We start from the raw sequence: 19,364 nt of genomic DNA on the forward strand, positions 1-19,364 counted from the left end.
AACAGGTTCTTAGAGCCTGTTCATAGTCTGCCGCGCTGCGGCAATACAGCGTTGAAACCGTCTCCCTTGAAACCGTTTCCGGTCGCGGCGGCGGCTCCAAGCCCAGACGCACCAAACAAACGCGGGGCGATTCAGTTGACACCCCGCCACTGAACTGCCAACCTTCCGGCTTCCATTTTTTTGCTATTGCCCGCCATGAAAATCACCGCCAACACCGCCGTCACCCTGCGCATGAAAGTCACCGACAGCCAGGGCCTGGTTTACGACGATGGCAAAAAGCCCGTCTCCTACCTGCATGGCGATTACGACAACCTGTTCGCCAAGCTGGAAGCCGCGCTTGAAGGCCAGGAAGCCGGCTTTCAAACCACGCTGGAACTGGCGACCGAAGACACCTTCGGCGCGCGCGACGAAGCTCTGGTCACCACCATGCCCAAGGCCGACTTCCCGCCCGGCATCAAGGTAGGCGGACAGATCCAGCGCTTCGGCCCGGATGGCGAACCGCGCTACTACTTCGTCACCAAGATCAAAGGCCCCACCGTCTTGCTGGACGGCAACCACCCGCTGTGCGGCAAAGCCCTGCGTTTCGTGGTCAAAGTTGTCGACGTGCGCGCGGCAACCGCAGAGGAAATTGCTCACCAGCATGTGCATGGCGAGCACGGGCATCAGCACTGATACCACCCGCCCGATACACGCCAAACCCTCCCCAGCCGGGAGGGTTTTGTTTTGCCTGCATCCCATCGCCCAAGGCTTGGCGGCGGGCTGAAGGCAAACCGCGCTTCGTGATTTCGACGCGGTGGCCATGCTTGCTCGCCGCGCTTTCGCGCACCGGGCATCGCGAGTAGAGTCTGAGCAAACTAGCCAAGGGCTCATGCAAGTCCAGGTAGTCGGGGCAATTCAATCCACTCATTTAATAAGATGTGAGGAATGCAATGACAGTCTTGGCCGATAGGATTTGCAAGCTGGTTGCGGCGGCGCTGCTGCTCAGCATCGCCACGGCGGCATGGGCGGACGTTGTCCGCAAGGATGTGCCCCCGGCGGACACCGATGGCGGGATCGTGAAGAACAGCGGGCCGCACATTGTTTTCTCAGCGGAGAAGGGCGGACAGGCACCGCTGCTGGTTTTCCTGCCCGGAACCGGCGGCGAAACCACTCGCACCGTGGTGGGCGAACAGGCCTTCATCGACACCGCGCTGGCCCAGGGTTACCGCTTCATCATCCTGTCCTATATCGATACCCCGGCCGTTTCCCAGGTCTGCACCCGGCCGGTGCTGACAAGCAAGCCTGACTGCGCGGAGCAACTGCGCCGTAAGCGCGCCTTTGGAGAAAACACCACCACGCTGATCCAGGACCAGCCCAAGGACGCCATTGTTTATCGGCTGGCCGCCCTGCTGCGCTACCTGTCCAAGACCGACCCGCAAGGCCATTGGGAGCAATACCTGAACCAGCAAGCCATGAACTGGAGCAAGATCGTGCTGGCCGGCCAATCCCAAGGCGGCGGCATGGCCGCCTATATCGCCAAGCGCGTGGCCGTCCGAGGTGTGATCGACTTTTCCGGCGGCTGGGACATGCGCGCCAACCAGCGCATCGCCGCCTGGTATTCCTCCCCCGGCGCCACGCCGCCGGACAGGCTATTCGGCACCTATCACGTGCAGGAACGCTTTGCCGAGCTCATTCGCCTTTCCTACAACGCGATGCGCATCCCGCCAGACCACCAGTTCGCGCTGGACAAGCCGATCCGCCGGCCCAATGCCAATAATCCCGGACATGGCGAAGGCGCCAGCAATCCGGTGTACCAAGAGCTGTGGCGGGAGATGTTGGAGCGGTTTAAGCGGGAGTGAGGGTGTTGTTGTGAGGGGGTAGGGCGAGACATTGGAGGTAACGTTCCGCCTTGCTCCAATGCTTATTGCAGCCTGTTTCACTCCCTCAATCCTTACGGAAGCGCTTGTTGGAGGCCCTGCTAGCAGGGCCTGCTTTTGCTTGATCCGCCCTGTTTCGCTATTGCTGGTGCTTGTTTGGTGGGCCGAAGTTGCGGGGGTAAACCTAGTAGCAGTTGCTCGGAGTCGCGAAATTGGCCAGAGCTGTCAGTGGTCCGAACAAAGAAAGTGGCGGGTTCTGCTAGGAGGCTGACCATTGGTATTGATCACTAGCTACTTCCGTCAAGTTATTTAGGCTTCCGACCTATCAAGAACTCAGATCTCGCCAAGGGTAAAGGGTGCACTTGGCATAATAAATGCCATTTGTATTTGTTGTGATAAGATCAGCACCAACTTTGCCCTATAGAAATCTGCTAGTCGATAGCCTGGTGCCGATCATGAGTCAGAACAAGCGATACATCCCCCTGAACGCCGGCGAAAGTGCCGTATTGCCCGATGCCAACACCCTATTGCCACGCGACGAAGTGTACGAACCGCTGGCACAAATGATCATCGATGCCGTAAAAAAGGTGGAAGCGGCCAAAAATAAAACGCTGAATGAACTGCGTGAACACAATGCCATCTCGATAGATGGCGCGCGTGGCACCGGCAAGACCGCCGTGCTGGTCAACCTGAAAAGCTATCTGAAAGACCGGGACGTATTGAAGGATGTGCATATCCTCGACCCGGTAGATCCGACCCTGCTGGAAGATGGCGACTCTCTATTCCTGCACATCATCGTCGCGGCCGTGCTGCATGACAGAGATATCAAAGAGGCGCAAAAAAAAGATCCGGGCAAAGCCCGTAGCCTGAACCAGACGCTGGAGAAACTCGCTCAGTCGCTGGAATCGGTCGAAACGCAAAAAGACTGGCATGGCATGGACAAGGTGCGAGCCATGTACAGCAACAAGCAGTTGGCCGACTGTGTGCAAGATTTCTTCCGAAATGTATTGGAACTGCTTGGCAAAAAGCTGCTGGTTTTGCCGATTGACGACGTTGATACCGCGCTCAATCGTGCCTTTGAAAACCTCGAAATCGTGCGTCGCTATCTGGCCACACCTTATGTGCTCCCCATCGTTTGTGGTGACCGTAGCCTCTATGACGAAGTGACCTGGCGTGATTTTCATGGCCGTCTGATTGAGGACTCCAGCTATCGCCGTGAGGAGGCTTACGAAAGAGCAGTAGAGTTGGCTGCAGAATATCAGCGCAAAATCTTACCATTTCCGCGCCGACTGACCATGCCGGAAGTCAGTAGCTATTGGCAGCAGGTCGATATTTATTTACGTGATGGACACGCTGAGCTGATGCCCCTGCGCAACTTCATTGCCTGGCTAGAGATTTTTCTGGCTGGGCCAGTAAATGGGCTGGAAGGCAGCCGTTTGCTATTGCCGATACCATCTATTCGTGCTTTGTCCCAACTAGTCAGACATTTCAGTGGTTTCATTTCAGAATTGCCGGTGGCAGTTCGTGAGTCCAAGGAAGAACTGGAGGTGCAATACAACTGGCAAATGCCGTCGGTGCCTTTGGATAAAGCTGCGAGGTATAAAAGAAACCAGTTTGCTCAGAATCTGGCGGGCTACTTTTGCTTTGAGCCAAAGGCCGGTGCCGCATATCTGGTGTTGCTTGCCAAACTGTATTGGCAAAACTGGTCTGACGTTCACTCCTCAGCGCGGCGGCGCAGTTTTCTTGACACACCCTTGTTCCAACCGCTGGCGCATGCTGCGGCCAGCTTTGAGCTATTCGATAAGGTGGACGATCTTTCGATATGGCCGACATTATTGGCTGAACGTTTGCCTGAAGAATGGCTGGCCGGCATCAAGTCACAAAAAACCATCCTGCCATATCCTGTAGCGGAAATAGGGGTGAACTCAAGCAAGGGGTGGGGGTACGCAAAAAAAATCCAGCAGCTTGAAATTGGTGGTCTGGATGATAATAAAAAAAATAAGGCGAGTTTTCTGATTGCCTTGCTGGTGCAGCATAACTTCTACACCAATGCCAAGCAAACCATGCTGCTGAATATTGGCCGGATTTTTGAATTGCTTATTGCTAGTATTGCTGGGTCGCTATCAGTTGAAGATGTTCATGCCATTCTGGGTAGGGCTCCTTTCTTTTCTGCTGCAGCGTTGGCACCTACCAAAACAATATTGATTGATGCCAGTGCTGGCGAAGATGATGCTTCAGACGCTGACTTTGACGAGGGTCATGATTCAAGCGAATTGATTCTCGAACTATGTGAAGAAATTAATGCATGGCGTGCTGCTCATAATGTTGATCAGATCGACCTCTCTCCTTGGTTGGTTTACAAGGTGTTTAATAAGGTTTACAGCCAGGTGGCGAGTAGTGAAAAGGTGCCAAAAGGTATGAGAGATATAGGCAGAGCGCTGAATATGGTGGCCCATACTTTCTACGCGACCTGGTTTGCATTTGGTAGCTTTGAAAAGGGTGAGCTATTTGAATTGCCTAATGTGATAGCAACTACAAACATTAATCCGGAAAGGCTAAAGAATTACAAGGGAAATGATCAGTTTAATGTAAACGTAAAACCATTCTTGGATGCCTCAAAAGATGGAAATAGTATGCGTGTAGTTAGTTATGTGATGGCAGAGCATCCGCTGAAAAAATGGGTTGATAGCTTGATTGTATTGGAGTGGCCCATTGCAGATAATAAAAAAAGTGATGTAGATGCCACTTTGGTAAGAGAATTAAATAAAAATATGCCGAAAACTGCGAGGGAGTGGTTTATTTCAAAATTCAACCTGGCTCCTTCCACGCGTTTGATGCCTAATGTAATTCGTGCCGCACTCGAAGGATGTTCTGCATCTGAAGGGAGGGATCTTATCAAAGAGATGCAGAGGAGTTATAGTAATTCCCGAAATGAAGATACCGTCTTTAATATAAAGTGGGAAATTGAGCGGAAGTTCCCTGAGATAAAATAATGCTCCAGCGCACCCTGACAGAACATGCCGCCGAGTGTTTTTTCGGCGATGAAAGGTTGGCCACATGGCTGTGGCAGAACTTGCTGCAGCCTGCTGAAGCGTTGGAGTCTGATCGTTGGCACCGGCTGCAAGAACATTTCTACCATTTGGTGGTGGAGGGCGTGGAGGTGCGTTATCCGCGTGAACACCGGCTAACTGATGTGCGTCAGCTGATGGGACGCATCCTCGATGGTGATTTGCTGCTGACACCAGACCTGCCGTGGTTGGAGGAGCTTCAGCAGCGGTTATTGCAGCGCAATGGCGATTTACTGTGCTATCGCGAGGGCGAGGTGCAGGCTTATGTGCGCCTGGCTGTGGGGCTGGACCCGACGCTGCTGGCAGGTTGGCATTTGGCAGGCTGGATGAGGGAAATTCCACGCCCTGACGAGCATGACATCCGACGCGTGGTATCCGCCCAGACCGCTTTCTTCGCGCCGCCCGGCAATCCCGCACTGCCGTTTGCCGAGGGACATGTGCATTGGGGGGGGGTCTCGGCGGATAGTGCCATACTCGATGCCAAGCTCTTTCCTGACGATGGTAAGTTATTGTTTAAGTCACCGGAGCATCCTACTGAATGGCATCAAGAGCAGTGCCATATTTTGCTACCGTTGTTGCAACGTGCCCGTCGTTTGTTAGTTATGCTGATGGATCAAAGGCAAGATTGGACGAACGCTTCCTCGTCTTTTTTTGAACCGATGAATAATGCCGCTCACTGGCCAGATTGGTCTTTGTTAATAGATGGCCAACGTGAGGCCAATGTTGGTAGCGCTGATTGGCTTCTGGGCGAATTTTCCCGATTTATGAAGGGGAATGATTCAAATCGCTGGCTCTGGTTGTATATCTTTCTTTGTCGTCGTTATCGTGAATATGGCACTAGTGCGTACCAGCGCATGGCCATTTTATGTTTCTGGCAAACTGTAAACCAATTGCGTCGCAGTCTTATTATGGAAGGGCAAGGGCTAACACGCTTTGTTGAGCGCTATTTTCAATCGGCTTTCGTTCGAGGTGGAAAGCCTATTGATAAGGTTGGGCGCATTTTGGCAGGGATGAATGATGTGGCCGAAATCAAGGCGTCGCCATCTGCATTTGAAAAGAAATTTGCGAAAAAAATTGCAAAAGTACTGGTGGAAAAAACCAAGCTGAAATTGCCATCTCCGCCCTATATTTTTGGCGAGCATGAAATCCCATTGGATGGCAAGACCTTGGCCAGTATGCAGGCACTGGAACGCTGGCAATTCTGTGGCCATTTTTCGCGTTCTACACCGCACCAGCAAAATATGAGTCCCAAGCCGGATAGCAAGAAGCTGTGGCAAGAGGCTGAAACGCTGATGCGTGATTTGCAAGGTACATCCGGATGGAATGCGCCGGAGTTTCTGGGCGGCAAGCTGAACTCGCATTTCCATTTCCAGCCGGCCCGATGGTTTCGTGGCCTGGATGTAGCGGGTGATGAGAACGCACTGAAAATAGAGTGGTTTGCGCCGGTGTTGCGTTGGCTGCGCAGTGGCTTCAAGTCACTGCCGGATGGCGAGCGTGCCAGCACGGGGTTTCACCTGAGCATTCACTCCGGCGAGGATTATGCCCACCCAGCATCTGGCATGCGCCATATCGACGAGACGGTACGGTTTTGCGAGATGCGCGAGGGTGACCGGCTGGGGCATGCGCTGGCGTTGGGTATCGAGCCGAAACAGTGGGTGGCACGGCAGGGTGGGATGATGTTGCCGCTTGACGAGCATCTGGATAATCTGGTGTGGCTGTGGCATCACGCCAGTGTGCTGAGCGGAGTGCTACCGCAGGCGCAGCAGGTATTGCCCATATTTGAGCGGCGCATTGCGCGTTTTTGGCGCTTGTCGCGCTGGTGGCAGGTGCCGGATTTGATGGCAGACGATGACGTCGGCCATGATGAAAAAGGGGCGAGTGTGAGTCAGGCTGCCGGTTTCGAAGCTTCGCCTTTACACCACGCGACGGCGGACGATCTGTATCAGGCCTGGCGCTTGCGGCGCAATTGCCATTTCCGCCTGCGGTCTTTGAGTGGGGCCTGGCCGGTTGATTCAAAAGAGCTGTGCGCCTTGCCTGATTATGAAGAGCTGAGCGAGAGCCGCACGCCGGCGAGTCAACTGTATAAGGCACGGCATGATTGGCGACGGGCAGATGAAATCGCCTGCGACCAGGCTAGCGCGCAAGTGCAGCTGGACAGGGAAAAACGCAAGCATCTGGAACAGCTGGTGATCGTGCGCATGGGGGACGAGGCGGCGGCGCACGGCGGGTTTCACCCGAAGATTGGCCGCAAGCGTGATGAGGGCTTGTTGGAGGATGTGGATACTCCGGCCGAGCTGGATTTCATGCATGCGTTGCAAGACTGGCTGTTGACCGAGTATGACAAGCTGGGGTTGATTATCGAGGCGAATCCGACGTCCAATGTCTATATCGCGCGGCTGAAATCGCACGCCGAACATCCGATTTTCCGCTGGTATCCGCCTGACGAGTCAGCGCTGGCACACGGTGCTGCGGCCAACCTTTATGGTCTGCGCCGAGGTCCGGTGCGTGTACTGGTGAACACTGATGACCCCGGCATCATGCCGACCACGCTACGCACCGAGTTCTTGCTACTGCGCGAGGCCGCGCTTGAACGCAAGGTTGGCCGCACCGTGGCCGAACACTGGCTGGAGACCTTGCGCCAGTACGGTATCGAGCAGTTTCATCGCAATCATTTGCCAGTGTTCGAGCCGGCTTGAGGGGGAAATAATTGTCGTGAAATGACGTACGGTTTGTAAAGCAGAGCGGCCCCCGATTCTCTAGATGACTTAACGGCGGCAGTTGATACAAAAGCAGACATCGTGGAACTGGCTGTGACTGTCCGTTCCAGCCGACGACCCCCGCCCCCCATAACACCAAACCCCCGGCTCTCGCCGGGGGTCTCCCTTTACTTACTCTTCTTCAACACCCGTCGCTCCAGCAAGGAGCGCTCCACCTGCGCGTCCATCATCCGGTGCTGATGGTCGGTGTAGGCGTAGACATTCATCCGCTGTGCGCTGAGCGAGATCAGCCGCTCCAGATGGTTGAAGAAGCCCAGCCAGTAGCCGCTCTGCTCGGTGAGGCTGAAGTCGATGTCGCGGGCGATGCGGCTGAGCAGGCCTTGGCTCACATAGGCCGGGTTGTCCTTGAACCATTGCAGCAGGTGGGCGGCGCATTCCCGGCCATAGGCGTAGGCTTCGGCGCGGCTGGATGGCGTGGGCGGCATGTGCCAGTAGTAGGGGTAGGTGCGTCCGGGTAGGCGGATGACGAAGGGTAGTAGGATTTCCTGGCTTTGCAGGGCCGGGGTACGGTAGCGCCGTCGGCGCGGGAAGAGGGATTGCGGCATGTCGTTACTCCTGCGATGAAACAAGATTAACAAGCTGCCTATCCGATAGAGGATTTGGCAGGCGCGTGATGGGATTGGCATTACCGAGCCTCACGAACCCCGGCGAGCGCGTAGCGCTCTCCCACCATGCACCTGCCGTTAAAGCATGGCAAAGCGCAAGCATGCGCGTTGACGCGCATGCTTGGGTCGTGAGGCGTTTCGAGATGCCAATCTCGGTGCCGTGTTTTGCGGCACGCGGGGATTGTTGCCGACTATGCGGGCAGGGTCAAGGCGCGGTGGTCGCGTTTCAGCCGGCATGTGGAGCGGAACAAGCCGGCTGGGGGTGTTGGCGGCGGCGGGCTAGAATCGATAGTTCCATCTCAGACGGAGCTTGAACATGATTGTCAGAACATGGCATGGCTGTGTGCCGCGGCGGCATGAGGCGGGGTTTGCCGAACATTTGGAACAGACCGGCGTCCAGCACTCCAGAAGCATTGCCGGCAACCTGGGGGCTTTTGTCCGTCAGGAAGAGCAGGGGGAGTGGACGCATTTCTTTTTGGCCACTTACTGGGTGGATCTGGAGGCGGTCAAGGCGTTTGCCGGCGACAACTACCATATCGCCGTCACTTACCCGGACGATGAGCAGTTTGAGCTGTTGTCCGATCCTTATGTGTTTCAGCATGAAGTCAGCGAAATCGCCCCGTTGTAAGAGCCCGTTCAATGTCTGCTGCGCGCCGGCGCGGGCGATGTCGAAAAGGTCATCGATTTAATCGCTGTTCGCCTGCTCATCAGGGCGTGGCTGCTGTTGCGGCGTCATCACCGGCTCAGCCTGCCGGCGCTCAACCTCCTCCGCCTCGTGCTGAGGCGACGATGCCTCTTTGTTCTCTCTCTTGAACATATCGGGCGGGCTTGGCATCCGCATCAGTTGTTGCTGCATGCGCAAACTGTCCGTTATGGATTGGTGGATTTGCTTGAACGCCGGGTGAGAGGGGGAGAATGAGTCCGCGGAGACCGCCGCGCTGTATAGCGCTAGCGGCAGTAGAAGGGCATGGATACGCATCTTGTTCCTGACAAAGTATCTGGCCGCGGGGGACGCGGCGCTTGGCTGTATGGCTTGGCTGGCGCGCTTCCGCTGCGAGGAGGTGCGTGGCTGGACTGAAGAACGGCGGACGGAAGCGAACGCCTGAAAGATAGAGGATTCTATCTAACCATGACCAAAGGTCAAGCCCAGGGAAAATCCGCCGCCTGGCGCTGCGCGTGGGCGGGGGGCGTCGCGGGAGCGTGGGTTTACACAGGTGCGCGGATCAAGTCGCGGATGCCGGCTTCCACCGCTGCTGGGTAGTCGAAGCCGGCGCGGGCGGCCACTTCCCGTGCCACTTGGCTGTATAGCCGCAGCGTGGCGTGGAAGGCGCGTTCGGCGTCGGCGGCGTCGAAGCGGCCAAATACCTGATGCAGCGCTTGCCAGTGTTCCGGCTCGGCCCAGTGTTGCAGCCGGGTGCCGATATGCCAGCAGTCCGCCGCCGCGTCGGGGCGGCTGTGGGCGTGCCATTCCAGCATTTCCAGCAGCAGTTCCTTCATGGTCCAGTCCCGAAATTTGACGACGAACAGCTCGCCGCGCGCCAGGTATGTGGGGATGTGAAAGGCTTCGAACCAGAACTCTTCCACCCGCTCGCGGAATACTTCCGCCGTGGGCAGGGCCGGCGCGGCGGGGCGGCCTTGTGGCGCGGGCAGGCCTTGGGCCGCGCCGGTTTTGTCCAGCAGCACGCGGTAGCCGCGCTGGTACAGCGGGTCCAGCCCATGCTCGCGCATGGCTTGCAGCCGGGCGGGGCCGGCCAGGGTGAAGTCGATTTTGACGCCGTCGCCGTAGATGGCCAGGCGGGTGGGCCAGGCTTGGCCTTCGCCCAGGCGCAGCACGGTGAGCAGGGGGCCGATGTCGCGCAGCCAACTGTCGTCCGCGGCCAGCGCCTCCGGGTTCGGGCCGATGATTTCCAGGTCCAGATCGGAATGGATGTCGGCGCTGCCGTCATCGCGGGCAAAGGAGCCGGTGAGGATCAGCGCGTCCACGTCCGGGCGGCTGTGCGCCCAGGCGATGGCGCTGTCCAAGCGCTGGTTTTGCGGGGCAAAGCTCGACATGCGGGGCGCTTTCAGCGGGTGAAGGGTTTGGGTAGGCCGCCACCGGGTCGGGAAGTTCCGGCATGCCGGTTTGGCTTGCTTGGCGAGAAGAACAAACCCTGCTGAGTCGCGTCGGCGCGCCTTGTGATTTTTGTTAGCCGCTTTTAATGCAGATCGTGCCGGTACATGAACACCGGCAGCCGCCATTCGCGCCAGATGGCGGCCAGGCGGATGGTGAGGCCGACGGCGAAGCTGGCCAGCACGTTGAGATCATGCGGCACGCCCAGTTTGATCAGGCCCAGGTAGAGCAGGGCCACGGCGAAGGAGACGCTGGCGTACAGTTCCTGGCGGAACACCACCGGCACGCGGTTGCACAGCACGTCGCGCAGGATGCCGCCGGCAATGCCGGTGATCATGCCGGCCATCACCACCACCACCGGGTGGTAGCCCATGGATTGGGCCACGCCGCAGCCTATGATGGTGAAGGCGATCAGGCCCAGCGCGTCCAGCACCAGGAACACGCGGCTCAGGCGTTTCATATAGCGGGCCACCAGCACGGCGGCCAGGCCGCCGGCAATCACCAGGCCGACGTATTCCGGGTGCTGGGTCCAGCCTATCGGGTAGCGGCCCAGCACGATGTCGCGCACGGTGCCGCCGCCCAGGGCGGTGAGGAAGGCGATGACGGTAACGCCGAAGATGTCCATATTGCGGCGGCCGGCCGCGAGCGCGCCAGTCATCGCTTCCGCGGTGATGGCGATCAGGTAGATCAGGGTAAGCATGTAGTCGCAGTGGTCAAACAGGCTGGCGCCGAGATGCGCGGCGAAGCCGGGTGGGAAAAGAGGTTGGCAATGGGCGGGCCATGCCAGGTGGCGCACAGCCTGGGCAAGAGTTTCGAACACGGGTTTTCCTTGAGAGCTGGTGCACGATCTGCTGCGCTGCGACGATACGGCGTTGAAAACATCTTCGAAATGCTCATGTACCACTTGTACATTCCGCTTTCTCAGCTGTTTTCGCCTTGTCTCGTCCTTGCTCGCGAGATCGTGAGCACGTTCTGAGCATGGCCGACGGGCCGCGCTTGGGCGCGACGCTGCCGACATTGCCTCTCCCCTTGTCCTTTTACCTGAGAGTTAGATGACGGGCGCGGCCTGTGTGCGGGCCTTGCCGGATGTCACTTGCCCCTTCGGTGGGCGGCTAAGGGCCGGTCACGTAATCTGGCGAGCAGGCAGCGAAGCCAAGCGGTTTTGACGCGCTGTCGCTGAAGCGTAGCAGATGATGAACGGGCGCTTAGGGCCTCTCTCCAATCGGCTGATATCCATGGGCTGCGGTACTGTTGCCTGAGCGATTATGGGAGTTTGCGTCTTCGGCGGGGGCGTTAGCCCCTCTCTCCCGCAGCAGATAAGGATATTAGCGTTTGCTGTATTGTTCAGTCAACGACTGTACCGATGGGCGGCAGCAAAAATGTTGCAGTGCGCCATCGGGATGAAAAATGCCCGGACGGCGTTAACCGTCCGGGCATTTGGACGCTTGGCGGTGCTCAGTTGCCCGGTGTTTTGGGTTTGCTGGCGCCGTTGCCGGCGGCGGGTTTGCGTGTGGCCGGGGTTTTGGCGGCGGGCGCTTTGGCGGTTTTGACCGTGGCGGGCTTACCAGCCGCGGCTTTGCTGACCGCGGGCTTGGCCGCCGGAGCGGGTTTGGCGGCGGTGTCGGTCTTGGCCGTGGGTTTGGCTGGCGCTTTGACGGCTGCCTTGCGTGGCGCGGCGGCTTTCTTGGCGGGCGCGCTGGCCTTGGCAGTGGGAGTGGGGGCAGGGGCCGGAGCGGCCGCGGCTGTTGCCACAGGGGGCTCGGCGGGCGGCAGGATGGCCGGCGCCGGGGCGTGGACGTCCAGTTGCAGCATGTGGGCCACTTGGTCCAGCCGTTGTTGTTGTTCCGGGAGGATGTCGCCGCTGAGCGCCAGCAGTTCGCGCGCCAGTTGCCAGGCCTGACGGCGCAGGTGTTCTTGCGGCAGCAGCTTGGGCAGGCCGGCCAGCGCGCGGGCTTCGTCCAGCCGCACCAGGAAGACTTGCTTGCGGGCGATGTCTTTCAGCTGCATCAGGGTCATCGGGTATTCATGGCGGATGTCGCGCATGATGCGGCGGATGGCGTTGAACGGGCGCTCGTCTATAATGCCGCGGCCAATCGCCACGTAGATGAGCAGGCGCACGAAGCCATCGGCCAGGGTGCCGCTTTCGTAAGCGGGGTCCAGCACTTGGCGCTTGAGCTGCAGGCGTTCCTGTTTGTCCCAGCTGTCACAGCGGGCGGCGCGGGTTTCGCGCGCGGGCTGGACGCCCACGACGGAGGCGAGCCACGGCGATTCGTACACGGCCTTGAAGCAGTGTTCGGTGGCGGCGTCGCGCAGGTCGCGGTAGTGGTTGAGGCCTTGCTCCATCCAGCCGGACCACTGCTCCTGCAACTGCCACAGCGGGTTGTCCGCGCTCACCGGCTGGCGATGGGCGCGGATATGCTCGGCGGCGGGCTTGAGCCAGCTTAGCCAGGGGTTGAGCGGGGAGATCAGCGTGCGCTCCAGCCGCGCCGGGTTGAGCTGGCGCAGCAATTGGGCGCTGGCTTCGTTGCTGAGGGTTTGCAGCGCGGGGGAGACGAAGCGGTCGTAGAGGCCTTGGTTGATTTCGGAGACGCGGCGCACCACTTCGAAGGCGCGCTCGTCTTCGCGGCCGTCGTCCAGCGCCAGGATGTCGGCCACTTCGCGCGCTTCGAAACGGATGATGTAGCGGCCCTGGATGTATTCCTGGCCGGGGGTGTTGGGTGCCACGTCCTCAATGACGGCTTCGTAGAGGCCGGGGGCCAGCACGTCGATCAGGTCCAGCGCGCTGGCGAATTCGCTGTGTTCGCGGTTGGCGATGCCGGCGGAGACGAAGATGCCCAGGTGGCCCACTTTGTTGTGCAGGCAGTAGATGATGGTTTGTTCGTTGTCGCGGATGTCGTCGGCGCTGGCGTACAGGTCCGGTATCCAGTTCAGCGCTTGTTGCGGCGGGGTGATGTTGTCGCCCCAGGAGGCGAACACGATGATGGGGGAGCGGATGTTGCGCATGTCCACGCGGTGTTGGTCGCTGCTGACGATCTTGCCTTCCACCAGGTGGTTGCCCACGAACAGTTGCTGGGAGATCCATTCCATCTCCTGCTTGTTCAGCAGGTAGTGGCCGCCCCACCAGCGTTCGAAGCCCAGGTAGCGTTCGCGTTCGGTGTCCACCTTGGCGTACAGATTGTAGGGCTTCTTCCACAGGGTGTTGGCCGGGTCCAGTTTTTCGAAGTTGTTGACCAGATGGGCGCCGTCGAACTTGCCGTTGCCCAGATCGCCGGCCAGCGAGGCGGTCCAGGTGCCGCCCAGCATGCCGCCGGAGTAGCGCATCGGGTTTTTGCCGGCCACGCCGGCCCAGTAGGACAGTGGGGTGCCGGCCAGCAGGATGGGGCCGAACAGTTCCGGCGCGGCGGAGGCGAGCATGGCCAGCGCCCAGCCGCCCTGGCAGTTGCCGATGACGAAGGGCTTGCCGTCGCTGTCCGGGTGCAGTTCGTTGACCTTGCTGAGGAAGACGTATTCGGCGCGGCTGACGCTTTCTATGGTCTGGCTGGGCACCGGTTGCGGGAAGAACATGATGAAGTAGCAGGGGTGGCCCTGCTGCAGCGCGATGCCGATTTCGCTGTCCATCTTGAAGCCGCCGATGCCGGGGCCATGGCCGGCGCGCGGGTCTATCACCACGAAGGGGCGCAGCGCCGGATTGGTGGCCGGGCAGCCGGCCGGCGGCAGGATGGCGGTGAGCGCGTAGTTGGCCGGGTCCGGCAGGGTGCGGCCGTCCAGGATGATTTTGTAGTCGAACACCAGTACCGGCGGTTTGCCGCTTTGCACGTGCCGCAGGTAGTCGGCGCCGCGGTCATGCTGCACGTCCCAGTAGAGGATGGAACGCTCCCAGGCGTCGCGCCAGTAGCTGGCGACGGGGTTGGAGGAGAGGAGTTTTGACCAGACGGCTGTTTGCGACCACATACGGCACCTCTTTGCTTGGTATGACGGATAGCTGCCTACTCTACCTGGCTTTTGTTGCATTGCAATAGCTAGTGGTCGGAGCCCGGCGCGCGGAGGCGTCTAGCGTCGGTTGTTTGCAACAGGCCTGGCTGTCGGTTGAGGCCAGTTGGCTGCGACGAGTGGGAAAACCAGGCGAAGAATGCTAGAGACTGTAGAACCTGTTCATTAAGTCTGCTGCGCGTCGGCAGGATGGATAGAAATGGGCGTCGAAAACACTTTCGAAATGCTCATGTACCACGTGTACATTCCGCTTCTTCAGCCGTTTTCGCCTTGTCTTGCTCTAGCTCGCGTGACTTTGAACAGGCTCTATGACCCGCTAACAAAATCCGGGATCCTGCGTAGCGCCTCCTTGCCGTATTACTGGTACTGCCTGTGTCGGTGCGTTTTGGTTCAGATTATTTGTGAGGTGTTGTCAGCGGCTCTAAAGCCGCTTGTATTTGTTGCTGAAGATTTCCGCGCACACCTGTTGCACATCTTCGTATTGTTGAAATGGATCATGGATTCATGATGTTAATGTGAGAGTGAATGGTGGGAATGGCTGGGAGTGGGGTGTGAGGTAATTTCTCTTGTTTTTAAGGGGTGATTGAGATGTTAATTAATTTTAAGGCGGTTTTGGCTGGATTGATACTGTTTGGGAGTGAGGCGACTTTGAGCCATGCAAGCGAGAGTGCTGCTTTTAGCCCGGTGTCAGGCTTGGAGCCAGGAAGGCTGACGGTTATCTCTATTGATGAATTGCCGGCGGCGCTCAAGAAAAATTCAGAGGAGGATCTAAGGCGAGATGTAAAAAATCGATCGGCAACTGGTGAGGTGGCAGTTTATGAGAAAATTTCGGATGAAGCTATTTTATATGCAACGACCTACCAAAATAGATTGAGAACCTTGCAAGAAGCATCGGGCAATGCCAAGTCCAAGCTTGCTGACATTGGCGCTAGTAAGTTGAATGATTATCGTTTTGAGGGGGTAGTGCCCCAAGGGCCTAGTTTGCGTGGGCCATGGAGCAGTTTTGATCGAATATTCAGACGTCCGGACGGCACCTTGATTGTTTTGCACGAATGGGATTTCGTTGCGGATGGAGGAGGGGTGATGGCGGTTAAAGAACTCATGAATCTTAAAGTTCAGAATGTGCCGGCTCGATTTGTTGTTAAGAAATCGCCTTCCGGTAAAAAGGTTTCAGAGTTGACTTGGGTTAGCTCCAAAAAATATTACACCATTGCGGTGTGGGATGAGGTCGGCAATAGCCCGCAGCAGACTTACAATTTAGAGTGGTTGATGGCTTTGGTCGAACCGATCAAATAAATAAGCAGTCTAGAAAAACAATGCAGGGCCTTTTGATGGGTGTCGGGCGGGGTAATTGAGGTGTGGCTGTATTCTCGATTGTAGAATAATCAGGTGTTGAATCGCTGGAGCCAATCGCTAGACGGGGGCTTACGGTCCTTGTTGTACGCTTTAATTCAGGCTGAAGTGTGTGGTGTGTTCAGTGTTTACTACGACTTTCGAGTCATCGGCGCGCTCTATTCTGCGGCTATGCTGAGAGGCTTTAGCTGAGAATGGGGCGGAGCATCGGTTTGGACAACGATGGCCTGAGAGCTGACGATGATTTGGAACTGCAACCGCAATACTACCGGGACATGGCTGAGGAGCATGTGGAGAAGTTGCCAGCCTGGGGCTTGATATGACTTGATGTGACGGCTGACCCATTCGCCAGCCGCTCAGCTTGTGAGCAGGTAGACCGGGTGGTCCGGCGGGATCAGCTCGGTGGTGAGGAAGTCGATGAAGGCGCGCACCGCCGGCAGCAGGCCGCGGCGGGTGGGAAAGGCGGCGTGCAGAATGCCCCAGGGGATGTCGTAGTCCGGCAGCAGCCGCACCAGTTGGCCGGATTGCAGCGCTTCGTGGCAGACCAGCACCGGCAGCGCGGCCACGCCCAGGCCGGCGATGGCGGCGTCGCGCAGCACGACGAGGTCATCGGTCATCAGCCGGGGGCTGTCTATTTGTATGGTGTAGGCATGGCCGGCCTGGTCCAGCAGCGCCCATTGGCCGCGGCCGTCCGGGCGGCTCATGGTCAGCGCCGGCCAGCCGGCCATGTCGGCCGGGCTTTTGGGCGCCGGGCGTTCGGCCAGCAGCGCCGGGCTGGCCACCAGCGAGGTCTGGGTGGTGGCCAGCCGCCGCACCACCAGGTTGGCGCTGTCTTCTATCACGTTGCGCACGCGGATGGCGACGTCCACGCCTTCTTCTATCAGGTCCACGCGGCGGTTGCTGGAGTCCAGTTGCACGCGCAGCAGCGGATGACGGGCCATGAAGCGGGGCAGCGCCGGCGCCAGCAGGGTCTTGGACAGCAGTTCCGGGCAGCTGACCTTGATCAGTCCGCGCGGCTCGGCGCTGCTGCGGGCGATGGCTTCATCGGCGGCTTCGGCCTCCTCCAGCATGGCCTGGCAATGCTGGTAGTACTGTTGGCCGATTTCGGTCAAGGACAGCCGGCGGGTGGTTCTTTGCAGCAGGCGCACGCCCAGCCGCTGTTCCAGTTCCGCCACGCGGCGGGACAGCCGGGATTTGGGGATGCCCAGCACCCGGCCGGCGGCCATGAAACCGCCATGTTCAACCACTTTGGCGAAATACAGTAGATCGTTCAGGTCCTGCATGATTGTCTCACTGATGGAACAATGTTTCCGATTTTTACAGTCTAGTGCGGATTGGTTCGGAAAACTATCATGCAATCACTTTCCCCACCAAGACACGAAGGACCCGATCATGAAACTGTTGCATCTCGATTCCAGCATCCTCGCCGCTAATTCGGTTTCCCGCCAACTGAGCGCCGTTGTCGCCGACACCCTGCGTCAGCGCCACGCCAATGTGGAAACCTCTTACCGTGACCTGGCCAGCCAGCCCATCGCTCACCTGTCCGGCGAGATCATCGGCGCCAACTTCACCGCCGAGGCGGACTGGACCTCTACCCAACGCAGCGAAGCCGCGCTGAGCAATGAGCTGATTGAAGAATTCCTGGCGGCGGATGTGGTGGTGATCGGCGCGCCGATGTACAACTTCTCGATTCCGTCGCAGCTGAAAGCCTGGGTGGACCGCGTGGCCGCCACCGGCCGCACTTTCAAGTACACCGAGAACGGCCCAGTGGGCCTGGCCGGCGGCAAGAAGGTGATCGTGGTGTCCTCGCGCGGCGGCGTGTACAGCACCGAGCAGGGCCGGCTGATGGATTTCCAGGAGGATTACCTGAAGACGGTGATGGGTTTCCTGGGCGTGAGCGATGTGGCTTTCGTCCGCGCGGAAGCGGTGAATATGGGCGAGGACAAGCGCGCCACCGCCATTCACGCGGCTAAAGAGGCCATCGCCCAACTGGCGCTGTAATCCTCGGCACCGTCAATGGCGACAGCCGGCTCCTTGTGGGGCCGGCTGTTTTGCATGGGTGGGCGGAGTATGGGGCGCGATCAGGGCAGCCAGCAGGTGGAGGACAATTGGTCCAGGCCTTGTTGTTCGCGACGGAATTTCGCCTTGGGCGGGGTGTGGCTGTAGTCGACGGTGAGGATGAAGAGGCCGTCGAAGTCGTTCTTGTCCCATTTGGGTACCTGGCTGCCGCCGTTCTTGCCGCCGTATTGGTTCATGATATTGGTGGCCATCACTTGCAGCAGCTTGTGTTCCCAGGCGATGAAGACCAGCTTGCCGTGGTGCAGCGGGTCGATCAGTTGCTGTTGCAGGCCGTCTATCGCCGCGGTTTCAAAATTGGTGTTTACCGGCAGGCCCTGGGAGATGGCGGTGGGTTCTATGGTGGCCAGCGGCCGGATGTAGTTGAAGGTGCCGGCCGGGTCGCTGGCTTGGCTGGAGGTGGATGGCGCGTAGATCTGGTCCGGTTTGCCGAAGCGCTGCGGCAGCATCTTGGCCAGGGCCAGCGAGCGGTTGAACCCCTTGCAGTCGAGCTGACCGTAGCCGCCTTCCGGCTTTTCGCCGTGGCGCATCATGACCAGGGTTTGCACTTTGCCGGTGTCGTCGGCGGCATGGGCGGGGAAGGCTGCCAGCAGCGGCAGCAGCAGGGCGAGGCGGTTCAAGGATTTCATCGGGCGCTCCCGTGGTGAGGACAGCGCAGTGTCGCGCGCGTTGGCGTGCGGCGGCAAGCTGGACCTAGGGTCAGGGCTGCATGCGGGCCACGCTGTCGGGACTGAGGTATTTGCCTAGGATTTTGCGCAAGCTGCCGTCCTTGATCATTTGCTGCAACTGGGCTTGCCATTGCTCGGCCTGTTGCTGGCTGAAGTCGCTGTGGGCCAGCACCAGGCCGCCGGCCACGCGTTCCGAGGTGGGGAACAGGTCCAGCACCTCCACTTGGCCGGATAGGGCTGGGGAGTTGAGCCAGCGATCGTAGCTGAACGGGAGGGCGAAAGCGGCGGTGATGATGCGCTGGGACAGCATGGCGTAGAGATCGCGCTCGTCGTTGGCCATCACGACTTTACCGCGCTTGGCCAGCTGTTCCAGGAAGGCGTCCTGCTCCGGGCTGTGGCGGTAGCCGCGAATCACGCCCCATTTGACGGCCGGGTCGATCAATAGCTGGTCCAGCGTGCGCGGGTTTACGTGGTGGGATAGCAGGATCATGTTCTTGCTGTAAAAGTAGGGATAGATCCAGGCGTATTTTTGGCGGTCGGCGGTGGGAATGGTGGAGGTGGCCAGGTTCAACTGGCCGTGTTCCACCATTTTCAGCACGCGGATGCGCGGATAGGCTTCTTCCTGCACGATCTTGCAGCCCAGCCGGCGCGCCAGTTCGTGCACCAGGTCGACATCGTAGCCGCGCCCTTCCTCGTAGGCGCCGCCCAACAGGTAGTAGCCCACTTTCAGCCCCGCCGCCGGGCAGGCGGTTTCGCCCAGCGCCGCCGGCGTGGCCAGGATGCCGCCCAGCAGTGCCGCCCACAGACCTTTCATGCCATTCTCCCTTGCCGCGTCTGTTTAGCTATAGCCGGGTTTGGCGG

General features: G+C 58.9%; 15 protein-coding genes and 2 riboswitches. Of the genes, 7 read left to right on the top strand and 8 right to left on the bottom strand.

Annotated elements, in window-relative coordinates:
• Positions 1-195 precede the first annotated feature (195 nt).
• The 4 genes from LQT98_RS12360 (at position 196) to rdrB (ending at position 7,620) form a co-directional block, all read left to right on the top strand.
• On the top strand, positions 196-672 hold the full coding sequence (locus LQT98_RS12360) for an FKBP-type peptidyl-prolyl cis-trans isomerase (RefSeq protein WP_231462582.1): 477 nt from the start codon (positions 196-198) through the stop codon (positions 670-672).
• Between the two features lie 257 nt (positions 673-929).
• The gene (locus LQT98_RS12365; protein ID WP_231462583.1) at positions 930-1,838 is read left to right on the top strand and encodes a DUF2974 domain-containing protein; all 909 of its coding nucleotides are present in this window, start codon (positions 930-932) and stop codon (positions 1,836-1,838) included.
• Between the two features lie 473 nt (positions 1,839-2,311).
• Positions 2,312-4,849 (top strand): antiviral RADAR system adenosine triphosphatase RdrA, encoded by a 2,538-nt coding sequence (gene rdrA, locus LQT98_RS12370; RefSeq protein ID WP_231462585.1) that lies wholly within the window; start codon positions 2,312-2,314, stop codon positions 4,847-4,849.
• Positions 4,849-7,620, top strand: a complete 2,772-nt coding sequence (rdrB, locus tag LQT98_RS12375; protein ID WP_231462587.1) for an antiviral RADAR system adenosine deaminase RdrB — start codon at positions 4,849-4,851, stop codon at positions 7,618-7,620. Before rdrA ends, rdrB begins: the two co-directional genes overlap by 1 nt.
• Before the next feature lie 188 nt (positions 7,621-7,808).
• Here rdrB and LQT98_RS12380 read toward each other — a convergent pair whose 3' ends face one another.
• Positions 7,809-8,246 carry a hypothetical protein gene (locus LQT98_RS12380; protein WP_231462589.1) on the bottom strand — a complete coding sequence of 146 codons (438 nt, stop codon included), beginning with the start codon at positions 8,244-8,246 and terminating at the stop codon, positions 7,809-7,811.
• A gap of 376 nt (positions 8,247-8,622) precedes the next feature.
• Here LQT98_RS12380 and LQT98_RS12385 point away from each other — a divergent pair, with 376 nt between their 5' ends.
• Complete coding sequence (locus LQT98_RS12385) at positions 8,623-8,934, top strand: hypothetical protein (RefSeq protein WP_231462591.1); 312 nt, start codon at positions 8,623-8,625, stop codon at positions 8,932-8,934.
• A gap of 57 nt (positions 8,935-8,991) precedes the next feature.
• Here LQT98_RS12385 and LQT98_RS12390 read toward each other — a convergent pair whose 3' ends face one another.
• The 4 genes from LQT98_RS12390 to LQT98_RS12405 form a co-directional block, all read right to left on the bottom strand.
• On the bottom strand, positions 8,992-9,162 hold the full coding sequence (locus LQT98_RS12390; protein WP_231462592.1) for a hypothetical protein: 171 nt from the start codon (positions 9,160-9,162) through the stop codon (positions 8,992-8,994).
• 350 nt (positions 9,163-9,512) lie between these two features.
• Positions 9,513-10,358, bottom strand: a complete 846-nt coding sequence (locus LQT98_RS12395; RefSeq protein WP_231462593.1) for an aminoglycoside 6-adenylyltransferase — start codon at positions 10,356-10,358, stop codon at positions 9,513-9,515.
• 143 nt (positions 10,359-10,501) lie between these two features.
• The gene (locus LQT98_RS12400) at positions 10,502-11,236 is read right to left on the bottom strand and encodes a trimeric intracellular cation channel family protein (RefSeq protein WP_231462594.1); all 735 of its coding nucleotides are present in this window, start codon (positions 11,234-11,236) and stop codon (positions 10,502-10,504) included.
• A 200-nt stretch (positions 11,237-11,436) separates the two neighbouring features.
• Positions 11,437-11,647, bottom strand: a riboswitch (glycine riboswitch).
• A 2-nt stretch (positions 11,648-11,649) separates the two neighbouring features.
• Positions 11,650-11,736: riboswitch (glycine riboswitch) on the bottom strand.
• A gap of 135 nt (positions 11,737-11,871) precedes the next feature.
• Entirely contained in the window at positions 11,872-14,367 is a 2,496-nt protein-coding gene (locus LQT98_RS12405) for a DUF3141 domain-containing protein (protein WP_231462595.1), read from the bottom strand.
• 627 nt (positions 14,368-14,994) lie between these two features.
• On the opposite strand from LQT98_RS12405, the gene LQT98_RS12410 reads away from it, so the two are divergent.
• Positions 14,995-15,702, top strand: coding sequence for a hypothetical protein (locus LQT98_RS12410; protein ID WP_231462596.1), 708 nt, complete (start codon positions 14,995-14,997; stop codon positions 15,700-15,702).
• A gap of 413 nt (positions 15,703-16,115) precedes the next feature.
• Here the strand turns inward: LQT98_RS12410 and LQT98_RS12415 are convergent, their stop codons facing one another.
• The gene (locus LQT98_RS12415) at positions 16,116-17,042 is read right to left on the bottom strand and encodes a LysR substrate-binding domain-containing protein (protein WP_048411967.1); all 927 of its coding nucleotides are present in this window, start codon (positions 17,040-17,042) and stop codon (positions 16,116-16,118) included.
• Positions 17,043-17,151: 109 nt separating this feature from the next.
• Between LQT98_RS12415 and LQT98_RS12420 the strand changes: the two genes are divergently transcribed.
• Positions 17,152-17,760 carry an FMN-dependent NADH-azoreductase gene (locus tag LQT98_RS12420; protein WP_231462597.1) on the top strand — a complete coding sequence of 203 codons (609 nt, stop codon included), beginning with the start codon at positions 17,152-17,154 and terminating at the stop codon, positions 17,758-17,760.
• Positions 17,761-17,840: 80 nt separating this feature from the next.
• On the opposite strand, the gene LQT98_RS12425 is transcribed toward LQT98_RS12420, so the two are convergent.
• Positions 17,841-18,464, bottom strand: coding sequence for a hypothetical protein (locus LQT98_RS12425; RefSeq protein WP_231462599.1), 624 nt, complete (start codon positions 18,462-18,464; stop codon positions 17,841-17,843).
• A gap of 70 nt (positions 18,465-18,534) precedes the next feature.
• Complete coding sequence (locus tag LQT98_RS12430; protein WP_231462601.1) at positions 18,535-19,317, bottom strand: substrate-binding periplasmic protein; 783 nt, start codon at positions 19,315-19,317, stop codon at positions 18,535-18,537.
• Positions 19,318-19,364 lie beyond the last annotated feature (47 nt).

It is taken from the genome of Chromobacterium aquaticum (genome assembly GCF_021129195.1).
Classification (GTDB): Bacteria; Pseudomonadota; Gammaproteobacteria; order Burkholderiales; family Chromobacteriaceae; genus Chromobacterium; species Chromobacterium aquaticum.

Coding starts and splice junctions, on each gene's coding strand:
- LQT98_RS12360 (WP_231462582.1), top strand. CDS start 196: ATGAAAATCACCGCCAACACCGCCGTCACCCTGCGCATGAAAGTCACC.
- LQT98_RS12365 (WP_231462583.1), top strand. CDS start 930: ATGACAGTCTTGGCCGATAGGATTTGCAAGCTGGTTGCGGCGGCGCTG.
- rdrA (WP_231462585.1), top strand. CDS start 2,312: ATGAGTCAGAACAAGCGATACATCCCCCTGAACGCCGGCGAAAGTGCC.
- rdrB (WP_231462587.1), top strand. CDS start 4,849: ATGCTCCAGCGCACCCTGACAGAACATGCCGCCGAGTGTTTTTTCGGC.
- LQT98_RS12380 (WP_231462589.1), bottom strand. CDS start 8,246: ATGCCGCAATCCCTCTTCCCGCGCCGACGGCGCTACCGTACCCCGGCC.
- LQT98_RS12385 (WP_231462591.1), top strand. CDS start 8,623: ATGATTGTCAGAACATGGCATGGCTGTGTGCCGCGGCGGCATGAGGCG.
- LQT98_RS12390 (WP_231462592.1), bottom strand. CDS start 9,162: ATGCAGCAACAACTGATGCGGATGCCAAGCCCGCCCGATATGTTCAAG.
- LQT98_RS12395 (WP_231462593.1), bottom strand. CDS start 10,358: ATGTCGAGCTTTGCCCCGCAAAACCAGCGCTTGGACAGCGCCATCGCC.
- LQT98_RS12405 (WP_231462595.1), bottom strand. CDS start 14,367: ATGTGGTCGCAAACAGCCGTCTGGTCAAAACTCCTCTCCTCCAACCCC.
- LQT98_RS12410 (WP_231462596.1), top strand. CDS start 14,995: ATGTTAATTAATTTTAAGGCGGTTTTGGCTGGATTGATACTGTTTGGG.
- LQT98_RS12415 (WP_048411967.1), bottom strand. CDS start 17,042: ATGCAGGACCTGAACGATCTACTGTATTTCGCCAAAGTGGTTGAACAT.
- LQT98_RS12420 (WP_231462597.1), top strand. CDS start 17,152: ATGAAACTGTTGCATCTCGATTCCAGCATCCTCGCCGCTAATTCGGTT.
- LQT98_RS12425 (WP_231462599.1), bottom strand. CDS start 18,464: ATGAAATCCTTGAACCGCCTCGCCCTGCTGCTGCCGCTGCTGGCAGCC.
- LQT98_RS12430 (WP_231462601.1), bottom strand. CDS start 19,317: ATGAAAGGTCTGTGGGCGGCACTGCTGGGCGGCATCCTGGCCACGCCG.